Raw genomic sequence first — 22,751 nt, 5'->3', positions numbered from 1 at the left:
GCCGGGCGCCGCGCCGTCGGCGCCGAGCACGTCAGGCGTTCCGTCGCTCAGCACATTGCCCGAGACCTGCGCGCCTTCCGAGACGCTGTTGGTGTTGGCATAGGCCGATGGCACGTCGTCGACGATGTTGGCGGAGAGCGTGCCATTGGTGCTCTGGCCGTCCATGTCGGTCAGCGTGACCGTGAAGTTCTCGAACAGGCTGTTGGTGCTCTGCCCGGTGGCATGCGCCTCGTTGTCGTTGAGCGTGTAGGTATAGCTGACCACGCCGGTGCCGGCGTTGTAGCCGGTCACCGTCAGCGTGTTGCCGAGCGCGGTCGTGAACGAGCCGCCGGTGAAGGTGCCGTTGGTAATGAAGGCGTGGCCGTCGATCGCCAGCGAGGCGATGCCGTCGGGCGAATTGATGTTGAAGGTGCCCGCGCCCGTCTCAGCCGCGCTTGCCGGATCGGATCCGGGACCGCCCGGCGTGCCGACGTTCAGCGCCGCTTCATTGACGATCACGTCGCCGCCATTGGCCTCCGGCGTCAGATTGGAGATCTCTGGCGTCGAGTTGCCGATCGAGATCGTCAGCGTCGTGTGCGAGGTGTCGCCGTCGCCGTCCTTGATCGTGTAGGTGAAGACGTCGTTGACGCCGCCGGGCGTGCCGGCGTCGCGCACATAGGTGTAGGAGCCGTCGGCGTGCAGCGTCAGCTTGCCGTATTCGCCCTGGATCGGCGTATTGAGCGTGCCCGTGTTGTCCAGATCGGCATTGGTCGTGCCCTTGGCGACGCCCACAACCGTCGCGCCATCGGCGCCCTGGACGTCGGCAACGCCGTCCGTCGTGTTGGTGTCGGCGGCGTCGGTTCCGCCGGTGAGCACATTGCCGGTCGCCGGACCGAACTGGCCGGCCGCGATGCTGTCGGTGTCGGCGACCGCCGTCGGCACGTCGTCGATGATCGCGACGGCAAAGGTGGTGCTGGCCGTATCGCCGTCGACATCCGTGACGGTGATGCTGAAATTGTCCGGAACCGTATCGTTGGGATCGTATGCGTTGGTGTGATCGGGATGGGTGACCGACTCGGTCACCGTGTAATTGTATTCGATGGCACCGGTGACCGGGTTGAAGGACACGATCGTGATGTAGCCGAACTGACCCTGGATCTGCTGCCCGACGCCACTGACCGTGACGCCGTTGATGACGATCGACCCGATTCCGTCAGGCGCGTCGACGGTGATCGTGCCGATGCTCGACGTTTCGGCGTTGCTCGGCGCGTCGCTGCCGGGCGACTGCGACGGACCGCCGTTAATGCCGGTTTCGCTGGCTGCCTCGTCGGGGGTGAGCAGCGACACCGCCACCACCGAAACGCCTCTGTCCACGACATTGGGGAAGAGTTCGCGCCGCTCGAGCTGGCCGAACTGCAGGGCCGTCGGCGGCAGCAGAGCCGACAGGCCGAAGCCGTCGCCGATGCCGCCGGGGGGAACGGAGAAGTTTCCGCCCGCGCTGTTCGGCGAACCATTCCCGGATCCGGCCGACATCGAGCCGTCGGCGCCGAAGGCGACGTCGACATGGCTTGCTTCCAGCGCCGCGATCAGGGCGACGCGCGGCACCTCGACATCGCCGAGGATGAAGGTCGGCACGTTGAGGGCGCCGTCCTTGATGACGATCTGCGACCCGTCGGGCTGCACGAGCACGAGGTTGTGGCCATCGACCTTGATGTTGTCGATCGAGACATTGGCCGGAAGCCTGACGACGTTGCCGGCATCGGCCACATAGTCATGCGCCGCGCCCGCCGGTGCGTTTGCCGCTGCCGCGCCTGCTGCGGGCGGCTTGGCCGCCGGCGCTTCGGGCTGCACCGGTGCGCCGCTGCCGACGTCGACCGGCACCGGATCCGCCGGCGCGGCCTGCCCCGTCGAGGCTGCCTGCGCGACCTGGATCTCCTGCGCCGGTGTCAGTCCGGCATGTTCGCTGGATGCTCCATGTGCGTCAAAGGAACCTGAAACGTTGTCCAAATCGATATTGGTCGTCATGGCTTGAAACCCCTCCGGTATTTCCCGGAAAGAGACAGGGACGACCTTGTCTTTGCAACCGTCTCTCAATCTGCTTCATATACGCGAATATACGGACTTTTGTATTTTTTACGCATGGTAAACCTTCGAGGTATAACCTGATATGCATGCCGTCTTCTGGAGCCAGCTTGGTCGGCGACGGGCGGCGGGGTTTCATAAATATAAGTATAAATAAGAATAAAATTTTAGATAAAGTAGCTAAAACAGATTTCGCTAAATTTATCCACCTTCATTTCCAATAATTTGAGACGGGATTGATAGCGTCCACAGTCAAAGGTGGGCGTCATGAAAACACAAAAGATCGTCCTGGGGAACGCCGGGCTCAAGATTCTCCTGCTGGCAATGGGGCTCTCCAGCCTGCCGCTGCCGGCATCGGCGAGCGCCATGCCGGGTGATTCGGCCTCGCCCGCCGCGCCGCTCGAAGGGCTCCGGGCGCCGCTCGAAGGGCTCCGGGCGCCGCTCAGCCTGGGCGGTGTTTCGCTGGCCAGATACCAGCCCTGGCAGCCCGCCGCGTCATACCGGATCGAAATGATCTCCGCCGCCTACAGCTTCGCCGAGGTCGACCGCTCGGCGGCCTCGTCGGCGGCGCAAGCCGATGCCGGCATCGACCCGATACAGACGGCCGCGATCATTCCGGGTGTGTTCGGCTCGGTCGCCCTGTCGATGCGCAACTTTCCGGTCGCGGCGCGCTGGGCGCCCGTCTACAAGGCGATCGTCGGCTGTGCGGCCGACACCGGCTGCGAGCGCAAGAACGCCGCCTTTGCCGCGATCGTCGATGCCGCCAAGGCAAAGGGGTTCAGCGACAGGCTGGCCTTCGTCAACACCAGCATCAACCGCCTGATCGCCTACCGCAAGGACAGTGTCGTCTACGGCAAGATGGACTATTGGGCGAAGCCCTCGGAAATCCTCGAGCGCCGGGCCGGCGATTGCGAGGATTTTGCCATTCTCAAGATGACGGCGCTGCTCGAGGCGGGCATTCCGGCGCAGAGCATGTCGCTGGTCGTCCTCCAGGACCGCAAGCGGAAATTCTTCCACGCCGTGCTATCGGTGAGCACTGCCAGCGGCGCCTTCATCCTCGACAGTCTGGGCAACGCCGTCAGGCGCGAGAGCGACCTGCCCGATTATGTCCCGCTCTATTCCTTCAGCATGGACCGGGCCTGGATCCATGGCTCAAGGACCGGCGGCGCCGAGATGGCCGACATCAAGGGCGGCTTTGCCACCGTTGCCCCCGGCGAGGGCCTGGAGCCGGCGATGGTATCCAGGGACTCAGCCCCGACCCGCATGGGCCCGCGCTGAGCAGTCTGCTCGGGCGGTCAGCCGTTGAAGACGAAAGCCATCAGCAATTCCGGCTCCGCCACCGGCGCGCGCACCACGTTGAGCTGGCCCCGGTAGCGCCGCTCGCCGACGCCGATGACGAAGCCGGTGTTGACCGGCGTCTCGCCATTCGCCTCGAGCCTGGCGAAGATATCGGCCACGTTGAGGTCGAGTGCCAGCTTCAGGTCATGCCGCGCATCGTCGTTCGGCGCCGTCGGCAGCTGGCGCTTGACCAGTTGCTGGAACGGCGCGTTGAAGGTCAGGATCTTCTTCGACGAGGACAGCGCGAAGGCCGGCGACGGGCAGGCGACCAGTATGGCGGTGATCGTCCTGATCGAGGCGAGCTTGCGCAGGCTCAGGTTTTCGTCAGCCATTCCGCGCATGCAGGCAACCCTGATCGCCGATGTCAGGTTCCCTTGTTCGGCATGGGCGATCTCGTCGACCAGCATGCCGATGGTGCATTTGCGGCTTTCGGCCATTTGCTTCAGCGTCACCCAGAAGGCGCGCTCGAGGCGGATGCCGCGGCGCACGCCGCCGCGCGCCACGACGCGGAATTCCGGCCCGAAATCCTCGGCCGTCAGCGGCAGGAGCAGCCGCTCGCCCTGGTGGGGGACGGCAGGTATGATGCTATCGCTCACTCATAGCCTCCTCGCGCGCCTTGTTGATCGGCTTCAAGAGATAGGTCAGGATCGTCTTGCGCCCGGTCTTGATGTCGACCGAGCAGATCATGCCGGGGATGATCGAATAGGCCTTGCCGTCCCTTTGCAGCGTCGACTTCTCCGTCGCGACCCGCACCTGGTAGTAGGGTTCGCCGGTCTTCTGATCGACCAGGCTGTCGGCGGTGATGTTCGAGACCTTTCCCTCTATGCCGCCGAAGATCGAGAAGTCGTAGGCCGTGACCTTGATCAGCGCTTCCTGGTCGGGCCGGATGAAGGCGACGTCGCGCGGCGAGACCCGGGCTTCGACCAGCAGGGTTTCCGAGGTCGGCACGATGCCGGCCACCACCGCGCCCGGCTGGACGAAGGCGCCGACGGTGTTCAGGTCCAGCGTGTTGACGATGCCGTCCACCGGCGAGCGGATATCGGTGCGCGCCACCTTGTCGGTGGCGCCGCGAATGGTTTCTTCGACGACTGAAAGATCGGCCAGTGCCTGGGTGAGGTCGTCCAGAGCTTCCTGCTGAAGCTGCAGGCCGAGCTCGTCCACCTGCAGCTGCGCTTCGGTGATCGCCGCCTTGGCCTTCTTGATGGTCTCGCCGGCGAGATTGAGCTGGCCGTTGAGCTCGGTCTGCTCGCGCTCGACGCGGAGCTGCTCGGTCTTGGCCATCAGGCCCTTCTTGACCATGGATTCGACCAGCTTCGCCTCCTGGTCGCTGACGACCAGGTTTTTCGACAGGCGGTCGAAATTGGCGGTCGCCTCGTCCAGTTCCTTCTCGCGCTGTTCGAGGCGGGACTTGAGCACCGACAGCTTGTTGTCGAAATTGCCGCGCCGGGCGACGAGCAGCTTCTGCTCATTGTCGCAGATTTCCGGGGCGACCGACTGGATATCGGCCGGGCACGGGAAGGGACCCGAAATGTTGCCGCCCTGCTCGTATTTGAGCCTGGCGATGCGTGCCTGCAGCGCGCGCGCCTTGGCCTGCTGTTCGCCAAGGCTGGAGGTGTTCATCGTATTGTCGAGGCGAATGATGAGGTCGTTCTTCTTGACGACCTGGCCGATCTTGACGGCGATCTCCTGGACCACGCCGGCCTCGCTGGCCTGGATGATCTGGGTCTTGGAGGCGGGTATGACCTTGCCGTCGCCGCGCGCGATCTCGTCGACTTCGGCGAACGAGGCCCAGCCGACGAAAGCGACGAACAGCGCCGCTATGATGTATATCGATGCCGACGCGAAAAACGGCGGACGATCTTCTCTTGCAAGCATCTACCCAGTCCCAATCAGGCGCTCGACTTCTGCAGCGCCTGGATGACTTGTTCCTTCGACCCGTCGGCGACGATCTTGCCCTGGTCGATGACAATGAGGCGGTCGGCGAGCTCCAGCATGCTGAAGCGGTGGGTCGACACGATCAGTGTCGTATTCCGCTCGAAAGCCACTTTGAGCTGCTTGATCAGCTGCCGTTCCGAGGCAAGGTCCATCGACCCCGACGGTTCGTCGAGAAAGACGATCTTCGGCTTGGTCAGCAGCAGGCGCGCGATCGCCACCGCTTGCCTCTGGCCGCCCGACAGATTGGTGCCGCGCTCGCCGACATTCATGTCGTAGCCGCGCGGATGACGGGAAACGAATTCGTCGACGCCGGCGGCCTTGGCGGCCTCGATGATCTCCTCGTCGCTCGCCTCCGGCGCCGCCATCAGAAGGTTTTCCTTGATGGTGCCCGAAAACAGGTCGCCGGCCTGGGCGACGATCCCGACCGCGGCGCGCACCTCCGAGGGGTGGTATTGGCGAATGTCGATGCCGTCGACGAGCAGCTCTCCCGAGGTCGGCAGGAAAAGCCGGCCGATCAGGCGTCCCATCGTCGTCTTGCCCGAACCGATGCGGCCGATAATGCCGACCCGCTCGCCCGGCTTGATCGAGATATTCAGCCCGCTCAGAACCTCGGTATCGGAGCCGGGATAGACGAAGCCGACATTCTTGAACATCATCGCGCCGCTGCGGATCGGGCGGTTGACGAAGCCCACCGTATCCGGCCGGTCCTCCGGCTGCGCCATGATCGAGTTGATGATCCGGAGCGACAGCATGGCCTGGCGGAATCGGGAGAGCGTGATGGCGATCTGGCCGAGCGGCGCCACCGCCCGGCTCGCCAGCATGACCGTGCCGATGATCGCGCCCGTCGAGACATAGCCCTCGGAGAAGGCATAGGCGCCGGCCACGACCAGGGCGACGGTCACCAGCTGCTGGATGGAGCCGGTGATGTTGCCGGCGGCGGCCGAAAGCTGCTTGATCTTCTCCGAGGTGTTGGCGGCGTTCTTCGAATGCTCGCCCCATTTGCGCAGCAGATAGGCCTCGGCGCGCAGCGACTTGATCGTCTCCAGCGTCGAAATGGACTCGACCAGCAGCGCCTGGCGCTGCGCGGCCTCGTTCATCGAGGCGGCGACGCGCTTGCCGATCCGGCGCTGCGTCACCAGGCCGACGATGACGGAGATCACGAAGGCCAGCGCCGGGATGATCACCAGCCAGCCGCCGATGGCGTAGATGACCAGCAGGAAGACGAAGACGAAGACGGTGTCGATGAAGACGCTGATGGTGTTGGAGGTGAAGAACTCGCGCACGAATTCATACTGGGTGACGCGGTTTGCGTATTCGCCGGTTGAACCGGGACGCGCCGACAGCGAGGAGTTCAGCACCTTCTCGAACAAAAGATAGGATATCCTCAGGTCCGCCTTGCGCCCGGCATAGTCGATCAGCGAGGCGCGCGCCGTCTTCAAAAGCAGGTCGAACAGGATGACGGCGGCGATGCCGAGCGCCAGCACCCAGAGCGTCGCGACGGCCTTGTTCGGCAGGATCCTGTCGTAGACGTTCATGGTGAAGATCGGAGAGGCGATGGCCAGCACGTTGATGAAGACCGCCGACAGCACGACCTTCGAATAGGTGCGCCAGAACGCGCCCATGGTTCCGGTAAGCCAGTGCCGCCTTTCGATCTTCGCCGCCGAGCCGACCTTCATCGCCTCGGTGGTGTTGGCATAGGTGATCGAGAACGACGCGCCGCCGCTGATGTAGCTTTCGGCCAGCTCGGACTTGCTGATCGTGGTGCGTCCGTTTTCCTGCGGCGCGGTGAGATAGTCGCCGCTGTCGATTTCCGCCAGCAGCGCGACCGGCAACTGGCTGACGCGAAACACGATCGCCGGCAGGTCGATGCGTCCACGCATGAAGTCGCGATGGTTGAACTCGCTGACCTCCAGGCCGATGCGTTCGGCAAGATGCCTGATATCGCCGACCTCGATGCGCGACTCCGCGATCGGAACCCCGGCAAACAGCACGGTTTCCGCGCTCGGCCTGCCGAGATACGCCGCAATCGCCGAGAAGCAGGCCTTGAAAGCCTCCTTGGGCGACAGGATATTGGGCTGCTGATTCACGATCCGCCCCGAAGGACCAGCGATCGATGTTACATCGGCTGCTTCTTCCTCACCGGCGCGAGGATGTCGAACGGCAGATCGTTCTTCTGCTCCGACGGGGTCCGCGCATAGGTTTCGGTATCGGCGGTTTCCGGCACGCCGAACTCGGTTCGGGCATAGGCCGTCGACTGCTTCGCCGGCTGGATGTTCATCGTCTTCAGCAGCTCACCTGTCGCCGCCAGCAGCCGGTACTGGGCGAAAAGCGAGGCATAGGACGCTGTGTCCGCCAGCGTCGCCGTGTTGAAGCGCGTGTTCTGCGCATCGAGCACGTCGAGCAGCGATCTCTGGCCTACCTTGAACTGCTCGCGATAGGACCCGACCAGCCTTTCGTTGGCGGCGGCCTGCTGCTTCAGGGTCTTCGCCAGATCGGCTTGCCGGAAGCGGCGGTCCCAGGAGGTGCGGACCGCTTCCTCGATCTCGCGCAGGACCTGATGCAGGGCAAGGCGCTGCTCGCTGGTGCGGCGGATCTGCTCCTGCTCGTTGGCCTTGTCGATGCCGCCGCGATAGAGGTTCCAGCGCAGCACCACCCGCGCCTGCAGGTCGGTGGTGTCGCCATCGCTGCCGTCGATATCGGAACCGGCGCGGGCGCGGCCCTCGGCGATGATCGACGGTCCGAATTTCGCCCGTGCGGCGTCCACCAGCGAGGCGGCGGCGTCGATATCGCTGTTGGCCATGTGAACGCGCGGATTGTTCTCGCGCGCCAGCCCGATCGCCTCGTCGAGCGACCGCGGCAGCGCCGCGGAGACATCGCCCGGCCGCGAAGCATTGGTCAGCGGCTTGCCGACGGTCTTGAAGAACCGGATCTTGGCCGCCTCCAGTTCCTCCGTGGCCTCCTGCATGCGCGCCTTGGCGGCGAACAGCCGCTCCTCGGCCTGCTGCCGGTCGGCCTCGTTCAGCGCGCCGCCGGCGATGCCTTGCTGGATGTCGCCGAGAATGGCCTGATGGAAGCCGAGGTTCTTTTTCGCCTCGGCAACGATCGAACCCTGCAGCATGTATTCGAGGTAGTCCTGGACCACCGAGAGGCCGATGAATTCGGACCGCTCCAGAACTCGGAACGAGGCGCCGTCGACGCGCGAGGCCTGGCGGTTCAATTCGGCTCGCCGTCCGCCGCTGTCATAGAGCGTCTGTGAGATCGTCAGATCGGTTTCGGCCGGATAGAGCGCGTCATCCTCGATGGAAAGGGCGCGCCGGTCCGGATTGTCGAGACGGCGGACACCGGCCGATGCTTCGGCATCGACACTGGGAAGGTAGAGACCCTTCGCCTGCCGCAACTCGAATTCGATTGCTTCGCGGTTCTGGATGGCCTGGCCGATCTCCGGATTGGATTCGACCGCGACTGCAATGGCTTCCTTGAGTGTGAGCGCGCTGGCAGTCCCACAAGCCAGCATCGAAACTGTGATGGCAAGCGCAATACGCCAGCCAACGGTGACCTTACCCGTCCTGTTCATTTTAACCCCGTGACTTTTATCCCAGCGCCCTTGTTTTTTTTGTAAGGCGCTTTTTGCCCAAGCCTGCCACCGGAGCTTGGGACGAGTATCTACCAGATTTTTCGAGGATGTGAGCACTTAATGAAATAGGGGCCGCCGAAAGCGGGGATTCCCGTCATTACACACGGCGGTTGTAGCAAAAATGGCACAGAAAGTAGGGGCCGCTGCTCGACATTTGGCGCGAAAGGAACGCCAGTTGCCTTGAAAGGAGCACAAGTACCCGCCCCCCAAGCAAAGTACAAAACCGCGTCCACGTAGAATCGCGACCGGCGCCGATCGATGTTTCGGCTTTGGCAGGGCGGCGCGCTTTCGGGGCACGGCGCGAAGACTTGCTTGGGTCGGTCATCATGATGCCATGTGCTGGCGTAAGAACGCGCCATGCGGAGGGAAAACCGCGGCGCGCTTTCCTGGAATTGCGCTAAATCCCAGAGAAATTGTCGCCGTTTTGCGGGTTTCATTGGCAATGAAGGGCGGTTGCCTGTTATTGCCGCTTCAAATCAAAAAGCATGGACGTTTCCGCATGACCAATGTCGCCCTGACCGGGCTTGCCCGCGATCTCGCCAGACGGGCCGCCGAGGGCCGTCCGGTGCGTATCGGCGTCATCGGCTCCGGCGAGATGGGCACCGATCTGGTGACGCAAGGCATGCTTATGCCCGGCATTTCGGTCGCCGCCATCTCGACGCGGCGCCCGCACACCGCCCGCGAGGCGATCCGCATCGCCTATGGCGACGAGGCGATGGCGGCCGAGGCCGACACCGCATCGAAGGTCAGCAAGGCGATCGAGGGCGGCAAGATCGCCATCACCTCCAATGAGATGCTGGTCACCAATCCACTGATCGACGTCGTCATCGACGCAACGGGGAAACCCGGCGTCGCCGCCGATTTCGACCTGATGGCGATGGAGCACGGCAAGCATCTGGTGATGATGAATGTCGAGGCCGACGTCACCATTGGCTGCTATCTGAAACAGCAGGCCGACCGGCTCGGCGTCGTCTATTCGGTCGGCGCCGGCGACGAGCCGTCGAGCTGCATGGAGCTGATCGAGTTCGCCTCGGCGCTCGGCTACACCATCGTCTCGGCCGGCAAGGGCAAGAATAATCCGCTCAACCATGACGCGGTGCCGGACGACTACCGCGAGGAGGCGCTGCGCCGCAACATGAACCCGCGCATGCTGGTCGAGTTCGTCGACGGCTCAAAAACCATGGTCGAGATGTGCGCCATCGCCAACGCCACCGGTCTGGTGCCGGATGTTCCGGGCATGCATGGTCCCAAGGCCGACCGCGACGAACTCGCCAAAGTGCTGATCCCGAAGGAGGATGGCGGCATCCTGTCGAAAAAGGGCGTTGTCGACTACACGATCGGCAAGGGCGTGGCGCCCGGCGTCTTCGTCATCGTAGAGGCGACGCATCCGCGCGTCATCGAACGCATGGACGACCTGCATGTCGGCCACGGCCCCTATTACAGCTTCTTCCGACCCTATCACCTGACCTCGTTGGAAGTGCCGCTGACCGCCGCCCGCATCGTGCTCCACGGCCGGCCCGACATGGTGCCGCTGCCGAAACCGGTGGCCGAGGTCTGCGCGGTGGCAAAGCGCGATCTGACAGCGGGCGAGACCTTCGACGCCATCGGCGAGACCTGCTACCGCTCCTGGACGATGACGGTCACCGAAGCCCGCGCCACCCGCGCCGTGCCGGTCGGCCTGCTCGAGGGCGGCAACGTGCTGAAGCCGGTCCGAAAGGGCGAACTGCTGACGGCGGACAATGCCGCGCCCGATGAGACGACCAGGCTGTACGCCCTGCGCCGCAAGCAGGACGAGATGCTGTACGGGGCTTAAGATCCTCCAAATATCGGGACTCTCACCATGCTTGCCTCAGCCGCGTGACGTTACGTGCTGGCCTTGCCATGACAAAGTGACTATACTGTAGTGACAAGGACGCTTTGGAACCGGCAGATGAATCTCCAGATCAGGGATCCGCGCGCACGCGAATTGGCAAGACGGCTTGCCGAGAAGCGCAAGATTTCGATGACTGAGGCGGTTATCGAAGCTCTCGAATCCGAATTGCAGCGCGAACGTCAGCGCATCCCTCTCGCCAAACGGCTCGCCGTCATCGCCGAGGACTTCCGGGCCAAGGCAGGCCAGGGCGGCCGGGCTATGAGCAAGGACGAGATCGACGAGATGTGGGGACATTCCTGATGTTCGTCGACACCTCGGTGGTTGTCGCTATTCTATCGGGAGAACAGGACGCCGACGAATGGAGTAACCGGATCGAGCAAGCGCCGAGCAGGATGACCTCAGCACTTGTGGTGCTCGAAGCAGCTATGCGTCTGTCTACCAAGCTTTCGGTCGAGCCGCTGGTTGCCGAGACGGTGATCGGGGCGTTCCTGCACGAGGCCAATATCGAGATTGTACCGATCGGCGCCGGCGAAGCCAGACTCGCGGTCAAGGCCTTTTCAGACTATGGCAAGGGGCGTGGGCATCCAGCCCAGCTTAACCTTGCCGACTGCCTCTCCTATGCCTGCGCGAAAAGTCACGGCATGCCGCTGCTCTACAGGGGCAACGATTTCTCGCGAACCGATCTCGCTTAGTTTCATTTCCCGAGCTCTATCGACCTCAGCCGCGCCGCCTCCACCGCTTCGGTCAAAAGCTTGGTCAGCCGCTCCCCGCCCATCAGCACGCCAAGGGCGGCCGCCGTCGTGCCGTTCGGGCTGGTCACCTGCTGGCGCAGCACGCCGGGATCCTCGTGGCTTTCGGCGGCGAGCGAGGCGGCGCCATAGACCGTCTGCATGGCGAGCAGGCCGGCGGTCCTGGCCGGCAAGCCGGCCTTCTCGGCCGCAGCCGTCAGCGCCTCGATGAAATGGAAGATGTAGGCCGGGCCGGATCCGGACACCGCGGTCACCGCGTCCATCAGGCCCTCGTCGTCGATCTCGGCCACTTGGCCGCTGGCCGACAACAGGTCGGCGACGAAACGCTTCGTCTCGTCCGACACAAGCGGGTTGCAGAACACCACCATCATGCCCTTGCCGATGGCGGCCGGCGTGTTCGGCATGCAGCGCACGATCGGCGCGCTGTCGCCCAATATGCTCGTGAACGTGGCGACTGGTGTGCCGGCGGCAACGCTGAGGAAGGTGGTGCGGCCATCGCCGAAACGCGTGTAGGCAGCTGTCACTTCGCGGATCACTTGCGGCTTTACCGCGATGACGGCGAGGGAAGGCACCGCATCGGCTGGAATTCCGGCGGCATCGGCGGCGACGCCGCAGCCCAGCGCCTCGGCCCGCTTGCGCAACGCGTCATTGGGCTCGACCACGAACACGGATTGCGGTGCAAGCTTGCCGGATTTCAGCCAGCCCGAGAGCATGGCGAAACCCATATTGCCGCAGCCGGCGAGAACAAGCCTGATCGTCATTTGGAAGCCTCCGCAGGAACGGCCTTCCCATAGACGCTTGCGGCGTGGCGGGAAAGCCCCGTCGAAGCCAGGTCAGGAAGGGCGGCGCACCGCCAGCGGCCGCAGCGACACCTGCCTCAACCCGAGCACGCTGAGCACGAAGAACAGCCAGACTGGGTCGGCGCGGCGGAAGAAGAAGCTTTCGAGGAAGCCGTTCAGCGCCGCGAACAGCAGCACCATCATGAAGAAGTCGCCGAGATAGATGTTCTCCTTGCGCAGCGGGATGCGCATGTAGTCGCGCAGCGGCGCGATCAGGAAGGTGTAGACCGCCACGCAGAGCGCCGGGATTCCCATCAGCACCGCGATGTCGAGATAGCCGTCATGGCCGTGCACGATGGTCCTGATGTCCCAGGGCCGGTCGAAGGGCTGATCCTGGTTGAGCAGCAGCGGCGTTCCCCAGAAGCTTTCATAGCCGTAGCCGGTCCATGGCTTCTTCGCCAGCATGTCGCCGGCGAACTCCCACAGCGTCGTGCGCCCGGTATAGGTAAGGTCGGGAAAATAGACAGCCGCCAGGTGCTTCACCGGCGGGATGAAGACGATGCCCAGCGTGCCAACCGCCGTGGCGATGATCGCCAGCGCGAACAGGACCGGTGTGCCGAGCCGCATGCCGATCAGGCTCGGCAGCACCACGATCAGGATCGAGAACGGCACCAGCCCGACCGTCGTCTTGGAGCCGGTGTGCAGCATGAAGATCATGGCGGCGGCAAAGATGCCGGCGCCCCAGAGCTTGTCGCCGCGCCGGTAGAGGTAGAGGCCGGCGAAGCTGAAGCAGGCCATGATCGGCCCGGCGATGTTCTTGTGGGTGAAGACGCCGCGCCAGAGACCGGCATGTTCGGGTTCCTGCGAGTCGGCCGTGTGCATCGCCTCATGCGGAAAGACGATCAGCCCGACATAGGAGAGGCCGATCACGACGACGGCGGTGAAGATGACGACCTTCGAGAAACTATCGGCGTCGCGCGGCAGCGCCAGGATCGTCGCCATGGTCAGGATGCCGATCAGCGTGAACGAGGCGGCGCGCATCGCGGTCGGCGGGTCGGTCGCCAGCACCACCGACAGCATGAAGCAGCCGAGCATCAGCATCCAGGACGGGCTGAAGAGCGAGCGCGCCACGCGCGGGTCGGCGAAGGCCATCAGCGCGAAGATCGAGATCGCGCCGAGCGAGCTGAAACCCAGCTGATTGACGATGTCGCCGCCCTGGCCCGTCAACTCGGCGCCGGCCGGCTGGAAGGGCCGGAACGACACCAGGATGACGGTGAACAACAGCGCAGCGATCGCGGTCGCCACGCCCGCGCGGGTGAATGCCGCGCTGAGCGGCGCCCGCTCAGTTCTTCTCAGGCTGTCGGTATTGCTCATTGGCATATCCGAATTCGGCCATCACACGGCCAAGCGCGACATGGACGGGGTAGAGCGCCGTCGCCAACGATCCCGTCCGCGCCAGCCGAACGGCGCCGCGCAGCGGCGAGGCGGCAAGCAGCGCCAGGCTCTTGGCGAACACTTTTGCGCCGGCAAGCGGAGTGCCGGCGCGCTTCTTCTTCTCGACCAGCGTCGAGATGACGCCGTTGCGCAGGCTGCGGGCGCGGATCCAGTCTGCCTCGACGCGCCGGGCGGGCACCGTTTCGTGCACTTTGGCCTCGGCGCACCAGCCGAGCACGAAACCCTTGGCGGCCGCACGGCTGAGGAAATCGGAATCGCCGCCGCCCATGAAGTTGAAGCGGAGGTCGAGGAAGGGCGGGCCCATGGCGGTCAGCACATGGCGCCCGACCAGCAGGTTGCCGGACGAATAGAGCGCGGCAACCCGTCCGGTCTCCCGGTGGGGCGGCGCGAACACCGGGTGCTCGGCCCATCTGGCATGCGCCGGCTCAGCGAACACCGGCACCTGCGGGCCGCCGACGATGTCGGCGCCGAGCGTTTCAGCTGCCCTGCACATGCGCTCCAGCCAGTCGGGGTCGGCGATTTCGTCGTCGTCGATGACCAGCAGGTGCCGAAAGTTGGGAAAATGCAGGATCGCCGTTTGCCATCCGGCATTGTAGGCGCTGCAATTGCCGCGCTCATGCGCGACGATGACAAGACCTGACATCTCGCCGCGCTCGAAGGACGGGATCACGGCTTTGGCGCCGTCGCGCGCCTCGGCCTCGTTCTCCATCACGATGACGGCGAAGCGTCTCGCGGTCCGCTGCGCCTTCAGCGACGCCAGCGTCGCCAGCACCTGTTCCGGCCGCTTGAAGGTCGGCAGCGTGACGACCGCCTCGATCGTCTCGGCGGCAAGCCCAGGCGAGCGTCCCGCGATCGATACAGAACCGTCCGATGGCAAGGGGATCATGCGCTCCAGCCGCAAGGGGTGATTTTGGCCCTCGATAGCATCGCGATGATAACGTTTCGTTAATCACCTTTCACGGCGGGGTCCGCGAAACCGAGACTCCCGGTGACGATCGGGTTCATTTAATCAAGGGTTCACCCCGCTTTGCTATCTGGGTTGCACTGGATAGGTGAGATGCATCTGCTGTTCGCCACATCGATCGTGCCCGACGGCGCTCTCGCTTCGGGCTATGAGATTGCCAACGCCGCGATCATCGACGCGTTGCGGCGCGCCGGCGTGCGCGTCACCGTGGTTGGCTTCAATTGGCCGGGAAAGCCCGCGGCCGATCCCGACAACACCATCGTGCTCGGCGCCGTCGACGTGCGTACCGAAAGCGCAGCGCCGCTGCAGAAGCTCGCCTGGGTGGCCAAGGCGATGGTCTCCGGCCTCACCTTCGCCTCGGCCAAGCTGCGTGTCGTTTCCGATGCCGAGGTCCGTGCCGCGATCGGGCGCGCCGGCCCGGTCGACGGCTATGTCCTGAACTCGGTGCAGTTCGCCGGCGCCTTCGAGACGCTCTTCGGCGACCGGCCGTCGATCTTCGTCGCTCATAATGTCGAGCACCGCTCGGCCGAGGAGAACGCCGCCAATGCGCGAAGCCTGCTCCAGCGGTTCCTGTTTCGCCGCGAGGCGAGGCTGCTCAAGGTCATGGAAGAGCGGCTCTGCCGCCAGGCGCGCTTCGTCTTCACCCTGGCCGAGGAAGACCGCGCGGCATTGGGCGTCGCCTCCGCCGATCGCTCGGCCGTGCTGCCGCTGGTGACCCGCACCCTTGCGCCGGCGCCGGCCGGTTCGCGGCGCATCGACTGTGACGCTGCCCTGATCGGCACCTGGACCTGGCAGCCGAACCGCATCGGGCTCGACTGGTTCCTGCAAAAGGTCGTACCGCACCTGAGGCCCGATTTCCGCATCAGGATCGCCGGCGGCATGCCCTCGGGCATCACGTCCACCCATCCCGGCGTCGAATTCGTCGGCCGCGTGCCCGACGCGCAGGACTTCGTGCGCGCCGCCGCCGTCATTCCGCTGATCAGCACCGCCGGCAGCGGCGTGCAGCTCAAGACCATCGAGACTTTCGAGCTCGGCCTGCCGTCCGTCGCCACCAGCCGCTCGCTGCGCGGCATCGGCCATCGCCCGGACAATTGCGTCGTCACCGACGATCCGATCGCCTTTGCCGCCGCGCTCGAGGCCGCCGCCGCGAAGGGCAGGGATGTCGATGGCAGCGCCTTCCATCGCCGGCAGGTCAAGGCGCTCGATGCCGCGATCAGGCTCGGCCTGGAGAAGCTCGGTGCGGTCCGGCAGGAGGCGTTCGCATGAACATGCACGCCACCCGCAAGGCGTTCGGGTCCGACACGTTGAAGACCATCCTCGGCATTCCCGTGCTCGCCATCCGCTGGGACGACGCGATCGCGCTGCTGACGCGGCTGGTCGCCGAGCGGCGCTTCACCAAAGTCAGTTTCCTCAATGCCCACAATGCCAACATCGCCTGCACCGATCCGGTCTTCGCCGAGGCGCTGGACGATTTCCTCATCCTGCCCGACGGCATCGGCGTCGACATGGCGGCCAAGCTGCTCTACGGCGCGCCGTTTCCGGACAACCTCAATGGCACCGACTTCGTGCCTGCCTTCCTGCAGGCCTCGTCGCGGCCGCTGACCGTCGGCCTGCTTGGCGCTACCCGCGTCAACGCCGAGGCGGCATCGGTCAAGCTTGCCGCGCTCGCCGTGCAGCACAGGTTCGTGGTCATCCATGACGGCTATTTCTCCGCCGCCGAGGAGCCGACGATCGTCGACAGGATCGCTGCCTTGCGGCCGGACGTGCTGCTCGTCGCCATGGGCGTGCCGCGCCAGGAATTGTGGATCGCGCGCCACATCGATGCCCGCCACTGCACGTTGCCGATCGCCGTCGGCGCGCTGCTCGATTTCCTGAGCGGCACGGTGCCGCGCGCGCCGCCGTGGATGCGCCGTCTCAGGCTCGAATGGCTGTTCCGGCTGCTGATCGAGCCAGGTCGCCTCTGGCGCCGCTACGTCGTCGGCAATCCGCTGTTCCTGTGGCGCGTCGCCAGGCAGAAACTCTCGGGCGCCGGAGCGCGTCCTTGAACAGCCGCTTCGTCCCGGGTGCAGCGACAGAAGTCCAGCGGCTTCCGCAGGCGCCGACGGCCGCGGTGGTGACCGCCAGCTACGCGCCGGATTTCGAGCGCTGCCGGCTGCTGTGCGAGACGATGGACCGGCAGCTTTCCGGTGTCGCGCGCCACTACATACTGGTCGAGCATCGCGACGTGGCGCTGTTTCGCCAATTGGAGAACGCCCGCCGCATCGTCGTCGACGAGCGCGATCTGCTGCCGCGCTGGCTGCATGTCCTCGACGACCCGCTCAGCCTGTTTCGCCGCCGCGTTTGGCTCAGCCTGAAGACCCAGCCGCTGCGTGGCTGGCATGTGCAGCAGCTCCGCCGCATCGCCATCGCCGCGCACGCGGCGGAGGACGTGCTGATCTTCTGCGATTCCGACGTCGCCTTCCTCCGGCCGTTCGACGCGAACGCCTTCTGGCGCGACGGCAAGGTGCGGCTGTTCCGGCGCGACGGCGTCCTGGCGAACGATGGCCATGACGAACATCGCATCTGGTCGCGCAATGCCGGCGCGACGCTCGGCATCGACGCCTCGAAAGTCTCTGCCCACGACTACATCTCGACGCTGATCGCCTGGCGCCGCGAAACCGTGACGGCGATGTGCGACCGGATCGAGAAGCTGCATGGCCGCGACTGGGTCGCGGTTCTCGGCTCGGCGCGCCGGTTCTCCGAATGCATGATCTACGGCCGCTATGTCGACGAGGTGCTGGAGGGCGCCGGCCATTTCCACGGTTCGGAAGAATTCTGCCATGTCCACTGGACCGGCGAGGCGCTGTCGGACGATGACTTCCGCCGTTTCGTCGCCGCCATGGCACCCGAACAGGTGGCGATCGGCATGCAGTCCTTCATCGGCACCGACATCGGCCGCATCCGCCGTCTGATCGATCTCGACTAGCCTAGGCAGGAATTAGATGGCCTTGGCCGGCCTGCGCATCGCCGAGTAAGTGAGAAACGCCGAGGCGAGATAGAGCAGCAGGAAGACGACGTTGAGCGACAGCACCAGATTGGACGTGTCGGCGATCGTCGTCAGCACATAGATCAGGAGCACCGCCTTCAGCCCGGCAAGCAGGCCGAGATTGAGCGCCCGGACGGCGGTCTGGCCGCGCGCGAACAGCAACTCGGCCTGGTATTCCACCAGATTGCGCAGGCCGGGCACGCAAATGGCCAGCGCCACCAGCGGCGCCGCCTCCGCGACATTCCTGCCCAGCGCGTTGGGGAAGAAATGCAGCACGATGCCGAGCGCGGCGAGCGCCAGCGTCGAGACCAGGAACACGCCGCCCTCGATGCCGCTCTTGACGGCCAGCCGCGACAAGAGCTCCGGTGCCCGCATCATCCGCTGCACCAGCATCATCGAGAAGGTGCGGATCGGGATCGCCGTCAGGTCGACGAGGCGCATGATGATGGCGTAGATGCCGGCGAGATGAGCGCCGCCGATCGACAGCACCAGCAGCTTGTCGAACTCCATCTGCAGGTAGAACAGCACCTCGGCACCGGCGACATAGACGGAATCGGCGAGCCGCCTGAGATAAAGCTCGATGCGCAGCCGCAGCCGCTGTCGCGGATAGAAGAAGCCGAAGGCGATGACGAGCGAAGCCGCGTTGGCGCCGATATAATACCAGGACCAGACACCGACGCTGTGCTGCGCCGCCAGCATGAACAGCACCGCGCCGAGCGCCCTTAGCGCCGTCGCCAGGATCGCCAGCACGGCGGCCCGGCCGAACTTGCCGAGCCCGTTGTTGACGATCAGCGCCACCTCGACCGGCCGCCACAGCAGCGCCTCGGCGAAGACGACGGCGGCGAACACCGGCAGCGGCACGGCGCCGGCGAAGAAGATCAGGTAGACGACGTAGGATGCCGCCGCCAGCACCGGCAGCGAGACGGCGCCGAGCAGCAGGAAGCCGGCGGTGAAGGCGCCGATCAGATTGGGGCGGATCGTGGCGGTGCGGTAGAGCGCCGAGATAAAGCCGAAGGCGAGGATGCGCGACAGCATGACGCCCGCCGCCGAAGCGGTGGCGAACATGCCGAATTCGGCGATCGACAGCGTGTTCGCGAGCGCGATGAAATAGGCGAGCGAGAACACCAGCCGCCCGCCCGCGCCGCTGATCGCCGAGAAATAGTCGAAAACCAGCTTCCGGCGCGCGGCCACGAAGGCGCCGATCCGGGCGAGGCTCCGCCTCTGCTCTATGTCGCTGGCTTGGGTCATAGGTGCGCCGGACCATAGGCCGGAAAGCTTAACGTGCCGTTCTGGAGCGGCTTCGATTGCGCTCGAAAACTATGCAATCAAAGCGCGAAAACTCTCCTCTCCGGGACCGAAAATTAACCTTTTGTTTTCTATGCCTGTTTAGCGTGACTTAACGATTGGCCGACCGCCTCTCCCAAGCCGCCGAAGAGTAAAGCTCCAAGACAATGGTCGACAGGGACAACCGTGAGGATTGGAGGCGCGAGCGCTCGCTGCTGGCGCTCGGTGAGGCCATGCGCGGCGAGGACGACGCCTCGCTGGTGGCGATCGGCGACCGCGCGAACCAGTCGTGGCGCGAGGATGCGGCGGAGCGCCACCGGCTTGCACGCGCGCAGCGCGAGACCCGCTCGGCACCGTCCGCCGACACGGAGCCGGGCGGCCTTCAGGCCGACCACCAACCGATATCTCACGAGCCGCGCATCGGGGATGACTGGACCGCGCGAACTAGTTACGCACAGACGCATGCGCGCGAGGAGCCGGAGGAACTTTCGCATGGTCGCGCGCCTCAGGCCGCGCTCGATCCGCGACAGGCTTCGAACGCGCGCCGGCCCGCACTCGAGGATGCCGACGACCAGCAGTGGAAGCCGCTGATCGACCCGATGCAGGTCGTGCGCGGCATTGCCCGCTCGAAGGCGCTGATCCTTTCGACGACGATCCTCGGCGCGGCGCTCGGCGTCGCCATCGCTCTGTCGACGCCGAAGAAATACGAGGCCACCGCCGAGCTCATCGTCGATCCCCGCGACCTCAAGCTCACCGATCGCGATCTCACCCAGAACGTTGTCGCGTCCGACGCGACGCTGGCGATCGTCGAGAACCAGGTCCGCGTGCTTACCTCCGGCACGGTCCTCAACAAGGTCGTCGACAAGCTCAACCTCACCAACGATCCCGAGTTCAACGGGCAAGGCTCCGGCGGTCTCGGCGTGATGTCGATGATCCGTTCGATCCTGTCGCGCCATGATGCCGGAGCCGCCGACGAGGGCCGCCGCCGTGCGCTCGCCGTCGGCAATCTGGCGGAAAGCCTGTCGGTCGAGCGTGGCGGCAAGACCTTCGTCATCTCGGTCGGCGCCACCACCCAGAATGGCGAGAAGTCGGCCCTCATCGCCAACACGATGACCGACGTCTTCCTGCAGACCTTCGGCCAGATCCAGTCCGACACCGCCGGCCGCGCCACCGACGAGCTGACCGCGCGGCTCGACGAATTGCGCAAGGGCGTCGAGGCTGCCGAGCGCAAGGTCGAGGATTACCGCGCCACGCACGACCTCGTCGACGCGCAGGGCCATCTGATCAGCGACGACCAGATGCTGAAGCTCAACGAGCAGCTTTCCGTCGCCCGCGCCCGCACGCTGGAACTCAACGCGCGGGCGGCTTCAGCGCGTTCGCTCAGCGTCAATTCGGTCCTCAACGGCACCTTGCCGGAGGAGATCAACTCCAACACCATGGGCGAGCTGCGCGCGCAATATGCGGCGCTGAAGCAGGAAGCCGACCGCGCCGCGGTACGGCTCGGGCCGCGCCATCCCGAACTGCAGGCGCTCAGCGCCCAGCTCGCCGGCGCGCGCGACCGCATCGCCGGCGAATTGCAGCGCATCGCCTCTTCGCTGCAGGTCGACCTGAAGCGCTCGGTCCAGCTGGAGCAGGATCTTGCCTCCCGCCTGGCGCAGGCCAAGGTGCAGAGCGGCGACGTCAACAACGCCCTGGTCTCGCTGCGCGAGCTGGAACGCGAGGCCGCCGCCAAGCGCTCGGTCTACGAGGCTTTCCTGCTGCGCGCCAAGGAGACCGGTGAGCAGAAGGACATCAACACCGCCAACATCAACGTCATCTCCAAGGCCTTCGCACCGCTGGAGGCCAAGGGGCCGTCGCGCGCCATGCTGGCGCTTGCCGGCCTGCTGCTTGGTTTTGCTGCGGGTGTCGGGCTCGGCGGCATGCGCGGCGCCTATGAGAGCCTGCGCGAAACCGCGACCTCGCGCTCGCGTCGCCGCGCAAACGACGACCACAAGCCGGCGGTCGAAGACAAGGTCTATCGGGCGCCACCGCCTGTTCCGCTGCCACGGTCGCAGCCGCGCGCTCCATTGCCGCCTCCACCATCGCCCGCCGCGACCACCGGGGCTGAACGTTCGGGGCCGGTTGGCGCCTTGCTTTCGGCAGTGCGCGGGATGATGCCCGGCAAAAGGCAAAAGCACGTCGATCCCGGCAAGGTCACGGAACGGCCCGCGGCCTATCAGCCGCGTCAATTCCAGCAGGACGAGCCGCCTCGGCGGCCGGCCACCTATTCCTCTCCGCGCACGCAGGCCTATGACAATGAGCCCGGCTATCGGCCGGCACGGCCCGAACAGACACCGCCGGCCAGCCATGCCTATCCGCCGGCGGCAACTTCGTCTGGCGGGCAGGGGACCAATCCTCGGGATCAACTGGCGCCGCAGGCGCCGAACACCGACGAGCAGCAAGGCCAGATCGACGAGATCCGCGAAAGCCTGCGCGAATTCCGCGAAGCGGTGCGCGAGCTCACCGAAAGCCGTTCGAACCGCCGCTATTTCTAAATCCCGCCCCATCCGATAAAAGCGGCCGGTTTCGAGTTTACGGCATGCGACGGCGTTTTGACGGGATTGCCCGCCGGAATTTTCGTGAAAATGCCGCTCGACATGTCGCCCGAACCGCGCGGGTTTCGGGTCTGTGAAACAATGAGACAAGGCGGTCGCATGAATCCCAAGGATGCGACGTGCTTTGATGGATGAGTTGAAGGTGGTTCATGGCCGAAGTGATTGACGGGAAGAGCGTCGCCGAAGACGTGGTTGGCAAGGTCAAGGCACTGACCGCGGAACTGGCGGGCAAGGGCGCGACCAAGCCCGGCCTCGCCGTGGTGATCGTCGGCGAGGATCCGGCGAGCCAGGTCTATGTCGCCTCGAAATCGCGCACCGCCAAGGAATGCGGCTTCCACTCGCTGCAGCACACGCTGCCGGCCGAGACCTCGGAGGCCGAATTGCTCAAGATCATCGGTGACCTCAACGCCGACCCGTCGATCCACGGCATCCTGGTGCAGCTGCCGCTGCCCGGCCACATCGATTCCGGCAAGGTCATCCAGACCATCGCGCCGGAGAAGGATGTCGACGGCTTCCACTTCATCAATGTCGGCAAGCTCGGCACCGGCGAGCTGGAGACGGCCTTCGTGCCCTGCACCCCGGCCGGCTCGATGCTGCTGATCGAGCGCGTGCGCGGCAAGGACCTGTCCGGTCTCAACGCCGTCGTCGTCGGCCGCTCCAACATCGTCGGCAAGCCGATGGCCAACCTCCTGCTTGCCGCCAACTGCACCGTCACCATCGCCCACAGCCGCACCAAGGACCTGCCGGCGCTTGCCCGCACCGCCGACATCCTGGTCGCCGCCGTCGGCCGTCCGGAAATGGTCAAGGGCGACTGGGTCAAGCCCGGCGCCACGGTCATCGACGTCGGCATCAACCGCATCCCGGCGCCCGAGAAGGGCGAGGGCAAGAGCCGCCTCGTCGGCGACGTCGCCTATGCCGAAGCCGCCAAGGCGGCCGGCGCCATCACCCCGGTGCCCGGCGGCGTCGGGCCGATGACCATTGCCATGCTGATGGCGAACACTGTAGCTTCCGCCTACCTTGCGGCCGGGTTGAAGCGGCCGTCCTTCTGACCGGGAAGCAG

18 protein-coding genes are annotated in these 22,751 nt (G+C 65.2%); 9 read left to right on the top strand and 9 right to left on the bottom strand.

Annotated elements, in window-relative coordinates; translation table 11 throughout:
* Window positions 1-2,004: VCBS domain-containing protein (locus tag EN786_RS19025; protein WP_210235145.1), on the bottom strand; the 2,004-nt coding region annotated here is incomplete at its 3' end.
* Window positions 2,005-2,328: 324 nt separating this feature from the next.
* On the opposite strand from EN786_RS19025, the gene EN786_RS19020 reads away from it, so the two are divergent.
* The gene (locus EN786_RS19020) at window positions 2,329-3,339 is read left to right on the top strand and encodes a transglutaminase-like cysteine peptidase (RefSeq protein WP_127310611.1); all 1,011 of its coding nucleotides are present in this window, start codon (window positions 2,329-2,331) and stop codon (window positions 3,337-3,339) included.
* Between the two features lie 17 nt (window positions 3,340-3,356).
* On the opposite strand, the gene EN786_RS19015 is transcribed toward EN786_RS19020, so the two are convergent.
* From EN786_RS19015 to EN786_RS19000, 4 genes are read right to left on the bottom strand one after another with little or no spacing between them, the layout of a single operon-like run.
* Window positions 3,357-3,995, bottom strand: coding sequence for a ribbon-helix-helix domain-containing protein (locus EN786_RS19015; RefSeq protein WP_245478319.1), 639 nt, complete (start codon window positions 3,993-3,995; stop codon window positions 3,357-3,359).
* Entirely contained in the window at window positions 3,985-5,274 is a 1,290-nt protein-coding gene (locus tag EN786_RS19010) for an HlyD family type I secretion periplasmic adaptor subunit (protein ID WP_127285477.1), read from the bottom strand. The genes EN786_RS19015 and EN786_RS19010 overlap by 11 nt, the downstream gene beginning before the upstream one ends.
* A 14-nt stretch (window positions 5,275-5,288) precedes the next feature.
* Window positions 5,289-7,421: a type I secretion system permease/ATPase gene (locus EN786_RS19005; protein WP_127285476.1), complete on the bottom strand. Its 2,133-nt coding sequence runs from the start codon at window positions 7,419-7,421 to the stop codon at window positions 5,289-5,291.
* Window positions 7,422-7,450: 29 nt separating this feature from the next.
* On the bottom strand, window positions 7,451-8,908 hold the full coding sequence (locus EN786_RS19000) for a TolC family protein (RefSeq protein WP_128273918.1): 1,458 nt from the start codon (window positions 8,906-8,908) through the stop codon (window positions 7,451-7,453).
* 559 nt (window positions 8,909-9,467) lie between these two features.
* Between EN786_RS19000 and EN786_RS18995 the strand changes: the two genes are divergently transcribed.
* From EN786_RS18995 to EN786_RS18985, 3 genes are all read left to right on the top strand, one after another.
* A complete protein-coding gene (locus tag EN786_RS18995; RefSeq protein ID WP_127284520.1) occupies window positions 9,468-10,781 on the top strand; it encodes an NAD(P)H-dependent oxidoreductase in 1,314 nt (437 codons plus the stop codon).
* 117 nt (window positions 10,782-10,898) lie between these two features.
* Window positions 10,899-11,141: a type II toxin-antitoxin system VapB family antitoxin gene (locus EN786_RS18990; protein ID WP_127284521.1), complete on the top strand. Its 243-nt coding sequence runs from the start codon at window positions 10,899-10,901 to the stop codon at window positions 11,139-11,141.
* Window positions 11,141-11,533, top strand: a complete 393-nt coding sequence (locus tag EN786_RS18985; RefSeq protein WP_127284522.1) for a type II toxin-antitoxin system VapC family toxin — start codon at window positions 11,141-11,143, stop codon at window positions 11,531-11,533. The genes EN786_RS18990 and EN786_RS18985 overlap by 1 nt, the downstream gene beginning before the upstream one ends.
* A 2-nt stretch (window positions 11,534-11,535) precedes the next feature.
* On the opposite strand, the gene proC is transcribed toward EN786_RS18985, so the two are convergent.
* The 3 genes from proC to EN786_RS18970 form a co-directional block, all read right to left on the bottom strand.
* Window positions 11,536-12,351 (bottom strand): pyrroline-5-carboxylate reductase, encoded by an 816-nt coding sequence (proC, locus tag EN786_RS18980; protein ID WP_127284523.1) that lies wholly within the window; start codon window positions 12,349-12,351, stop codon window positions 11,536-11,538.
* 72 nt (window positions 12,352-12,423) lie between these two features.
* Window positions 12,424-13,743 (bottom strand): O-antigen ligase, encoded by a 1,320-nt coding sequence (locus EN786_RS18975; RefSeq protein WP_127284524.1) that lies wholly within the window; start codon window positions 13,741-13,743, stop codon window positions 12,424-12,426.
* Window positions 13,712-14,710, bottom strand: a complete 999-nt coding sequence (locus EN786_RS18970) for a glycosyltransferase (protein WP_127392855.1) — start codon at window positions 14,708-14,710, stop codon at window positions 13,712-13,714. The genes EN786_RS18975 and EN786_RS18970 overlap by 32 nt, the downstream gene beginning before the upstream one ends.
* Window positions 14,711-14,881: 171 nt before the next feature.
* On the opposite strand from EN786_RS18970, the gene EN786_RS18965 reads away from it, so the two are divergent.
* The 3 genes from EN786_RS18965 to EN786_RS18955 are packed head-to-tail and all read left to right on the top strand — an operon-like array spanning window position 14,882 to window position 17,753.
* The gene (locus EN786_RS18965) at window positions 14,882-16,054 is read left to right on the top strand and encodes a glycosyltransferase family 4 protein (RefSeq protein ID WP_127284526.1); all 1,173 of its coding nucleotides are present in this window, start codon (window positions 14,882-14,884) and stop codon (window positions 16,052-16,054) included.
* On the top strand, window positions 16,051-16,833 hold the full coding sequence (locus EN786_RS18960; RefSeq protein WP_127284527.1) for a WecB/TagA/CpsF family glycosyltransferase: 783 nt from the start codon (window positions 16,051-16,053) through the stop codon (window positions 16,831-16,833). The genes EN786_RS18965 and EN786_RS18960 overlap by 4 nt, the downstream gene beginning before the upstream one ends.
* Window positions 16,830-17,753, top strand: a complete 924-nt coding sequence (locus EN786_RS18955) for a DUF6492 family protein (RefSeq protein WP_127311380.1) — start codon at window positions 16,830-16,832, stop codon at window positions 17,751-17,753. Before EN786_RS18960 ends, EN786_RS18955 begins: the two co-directional genes overlap by 4 nt.
* Before the next feature lie 12 nt (window positions 17,754-17,765).
* Here EN786_RS18955 and EN786_RS18950 read toward each other — a convergent pair whose 3' ends face one another.
* Window positions 17,766-19,061 (bottom strand): lipopolysaccharide biosynthesis protein, encoded by a 1,296-nt coding sequence (locus tag EN786_RS18950; protein ID WP_127284529.1) that lies wholly within the window; start codon window positions 19,059-19,061, stop codon window positions 17,766-17,768.
* 203 nt (window positions 19,062-19,264) lie between these two features.
* Between EN786_RS18950 and EN786_RS18945 the strand changes: the two genes are divergently transcribed.
* Together EN786_RS18945 and folD are read left to right on the top strand one after the other, a co-directional pair.
* Complete coding sequence (locus tag EN786_RS18945; protein ID WP_127311379.1) at window positions 19,265-21,631, top strand: GumC family protein; 2,367 nt, start codon at window positions 19,265-19,267, stop codon at window positions 21,629-21,631.
* Between the two features lie 209 nt (window positions 21,632-21,840).
* Window positions 21,841-22,740, top strand: coding sequence for a bifunctional methylenetetrahydrofolate dehydrogenase/methenyltetrahydrofolate cyclohydrolase FolD (gene folD, locus EN786_RS18940; RefSeq protein ID WP_128346721.1), 900 nt, complete (start codon window positions 21,841-21,843; stop codon window positions 22,738-22,740).
* Window positions 22,741-22,751: the final 11 nt, after the last annotated feature.

This window comes from Mesorhizobium sp. M4B.F.Ca.ET.143.01.1.1, from assembly GCF_004792275.1.
Lineage (GTDB): Bacteria > Pseudomonadota > Alphaproteobacteria > Rhizobiales > Rhizobiaceae > Mesorhizobium > Mesorhizobium abyssinicae.
Note: the sequence above shows the minus strand (reverse complement) of the source record. Positions and strands in the feature narration are given on the sequence as shown.

What these genes read in the sequence shown, in the direction of transcription:
- EN786_RS19020 (WP_127310611.1), top strand. Translation starts at nt 2,329, where the DNA reads ATGAAAACACAAAAGATCGTCCTGGGGAACGCCGGGCTCAAGATTCTC.
- EN786_RS19010 (WP_127285477.1), bottom strand. Translation starts at nt 5,274, where the DNA reads ATGCTTGCAAGAGAAGATCGTCCGCCGTTTTTCGCGTCGGCATCGATA.
- EN786_RS19000 (WP_128273918.1), bottom strand. Translation starts at nt 8,908, where the DNA reads ATGAACAGGACGGGTAAGGTCACCGTTGGCTGGCGTATTGCGCTTGCC.
- EN786_RS18995 (WP_127284520.1), top strand. Translation starts at nt 9,468, where the DNA reads ATGACCAATGTCGCCCTGACCGGGCTTGCCCGCGATCTCGCCAGACGG.
- EN786_RS18990 (WP_127284521.1), top strand. Translation starts at nt 10,899, where the DNA reads ATGAATCTCCAGATCAGGGATCCGCGCGCACGCGAATTGGCAAGACGG.
- EN786_RS18985 (WP_127284522.1), top strand. Translation starts at nt 11,141, where the DNA reads ATGTTCGTCGACACCTCGGTGGTTGTCGCTATTCTATCGGGAGAACAG.
- proC (WP_127284523.1), bottom strand. Translation starts at nt 12,351, where the DNA reads ATGACGATCAGGCTTGTTCTCGCCGGCTGCGGCAATATGGGTTTCGCC.
- EN786_RS18975 (WP_127284524.1), bottom strand. Translation starts at nt 13,743, where the DNA reads ATGAGCAATACCGACAGCCTGAGAAGAACTGAGCGGGCGCCGCTCAGC.
- EN786_RS18970 (WP_127392855.1), bottom strand. Translation starts at nt 14,710, where the DNA reads ATGATCCCCTTGCCATCGGACGGTTCTGTATCGATCGCGGGACGCTCG.
- EN786_RS18965 (WP_127284526.1), top strand. Translation starts at nt 14,882, where the DNA reads ATGCATCTGCTGTTCGCCACATCGATCGTGCCCGACGGCGCTCTCGCT.
- EN786_RS18960 (WP_127284527.1), top strand. Translation starts at nt 16,051, where the DNA reads ATGAACATGCACGCCACCCGCAAGGCGTTCGGGTCCGACACGTTGAAG.
- EN786_RS18950 (WP_127284529.1), bottom strand. Translation starts at nt 19,061, where the DNA reads ATGACCCAAGCCAGCGACATAGAGCAGAGGCGGAGCCTCGCCCGGATC.
- EN786_RS18945 (WP_127311379.1), top strand. Translation starts at nt 19,265, where the DNA reads ATGGTCGACAGGGACAACCGTGAGGATTGGAGGCGCGAGCGCTCGCTG.
- folD (WP_128346721.1), top strand. Translation starts at nt 21,841, where the DNA reads ATGGCCGAAGTGATTGACGGGAAGAGCGTCGCCGAAGACGTGGTTGGC.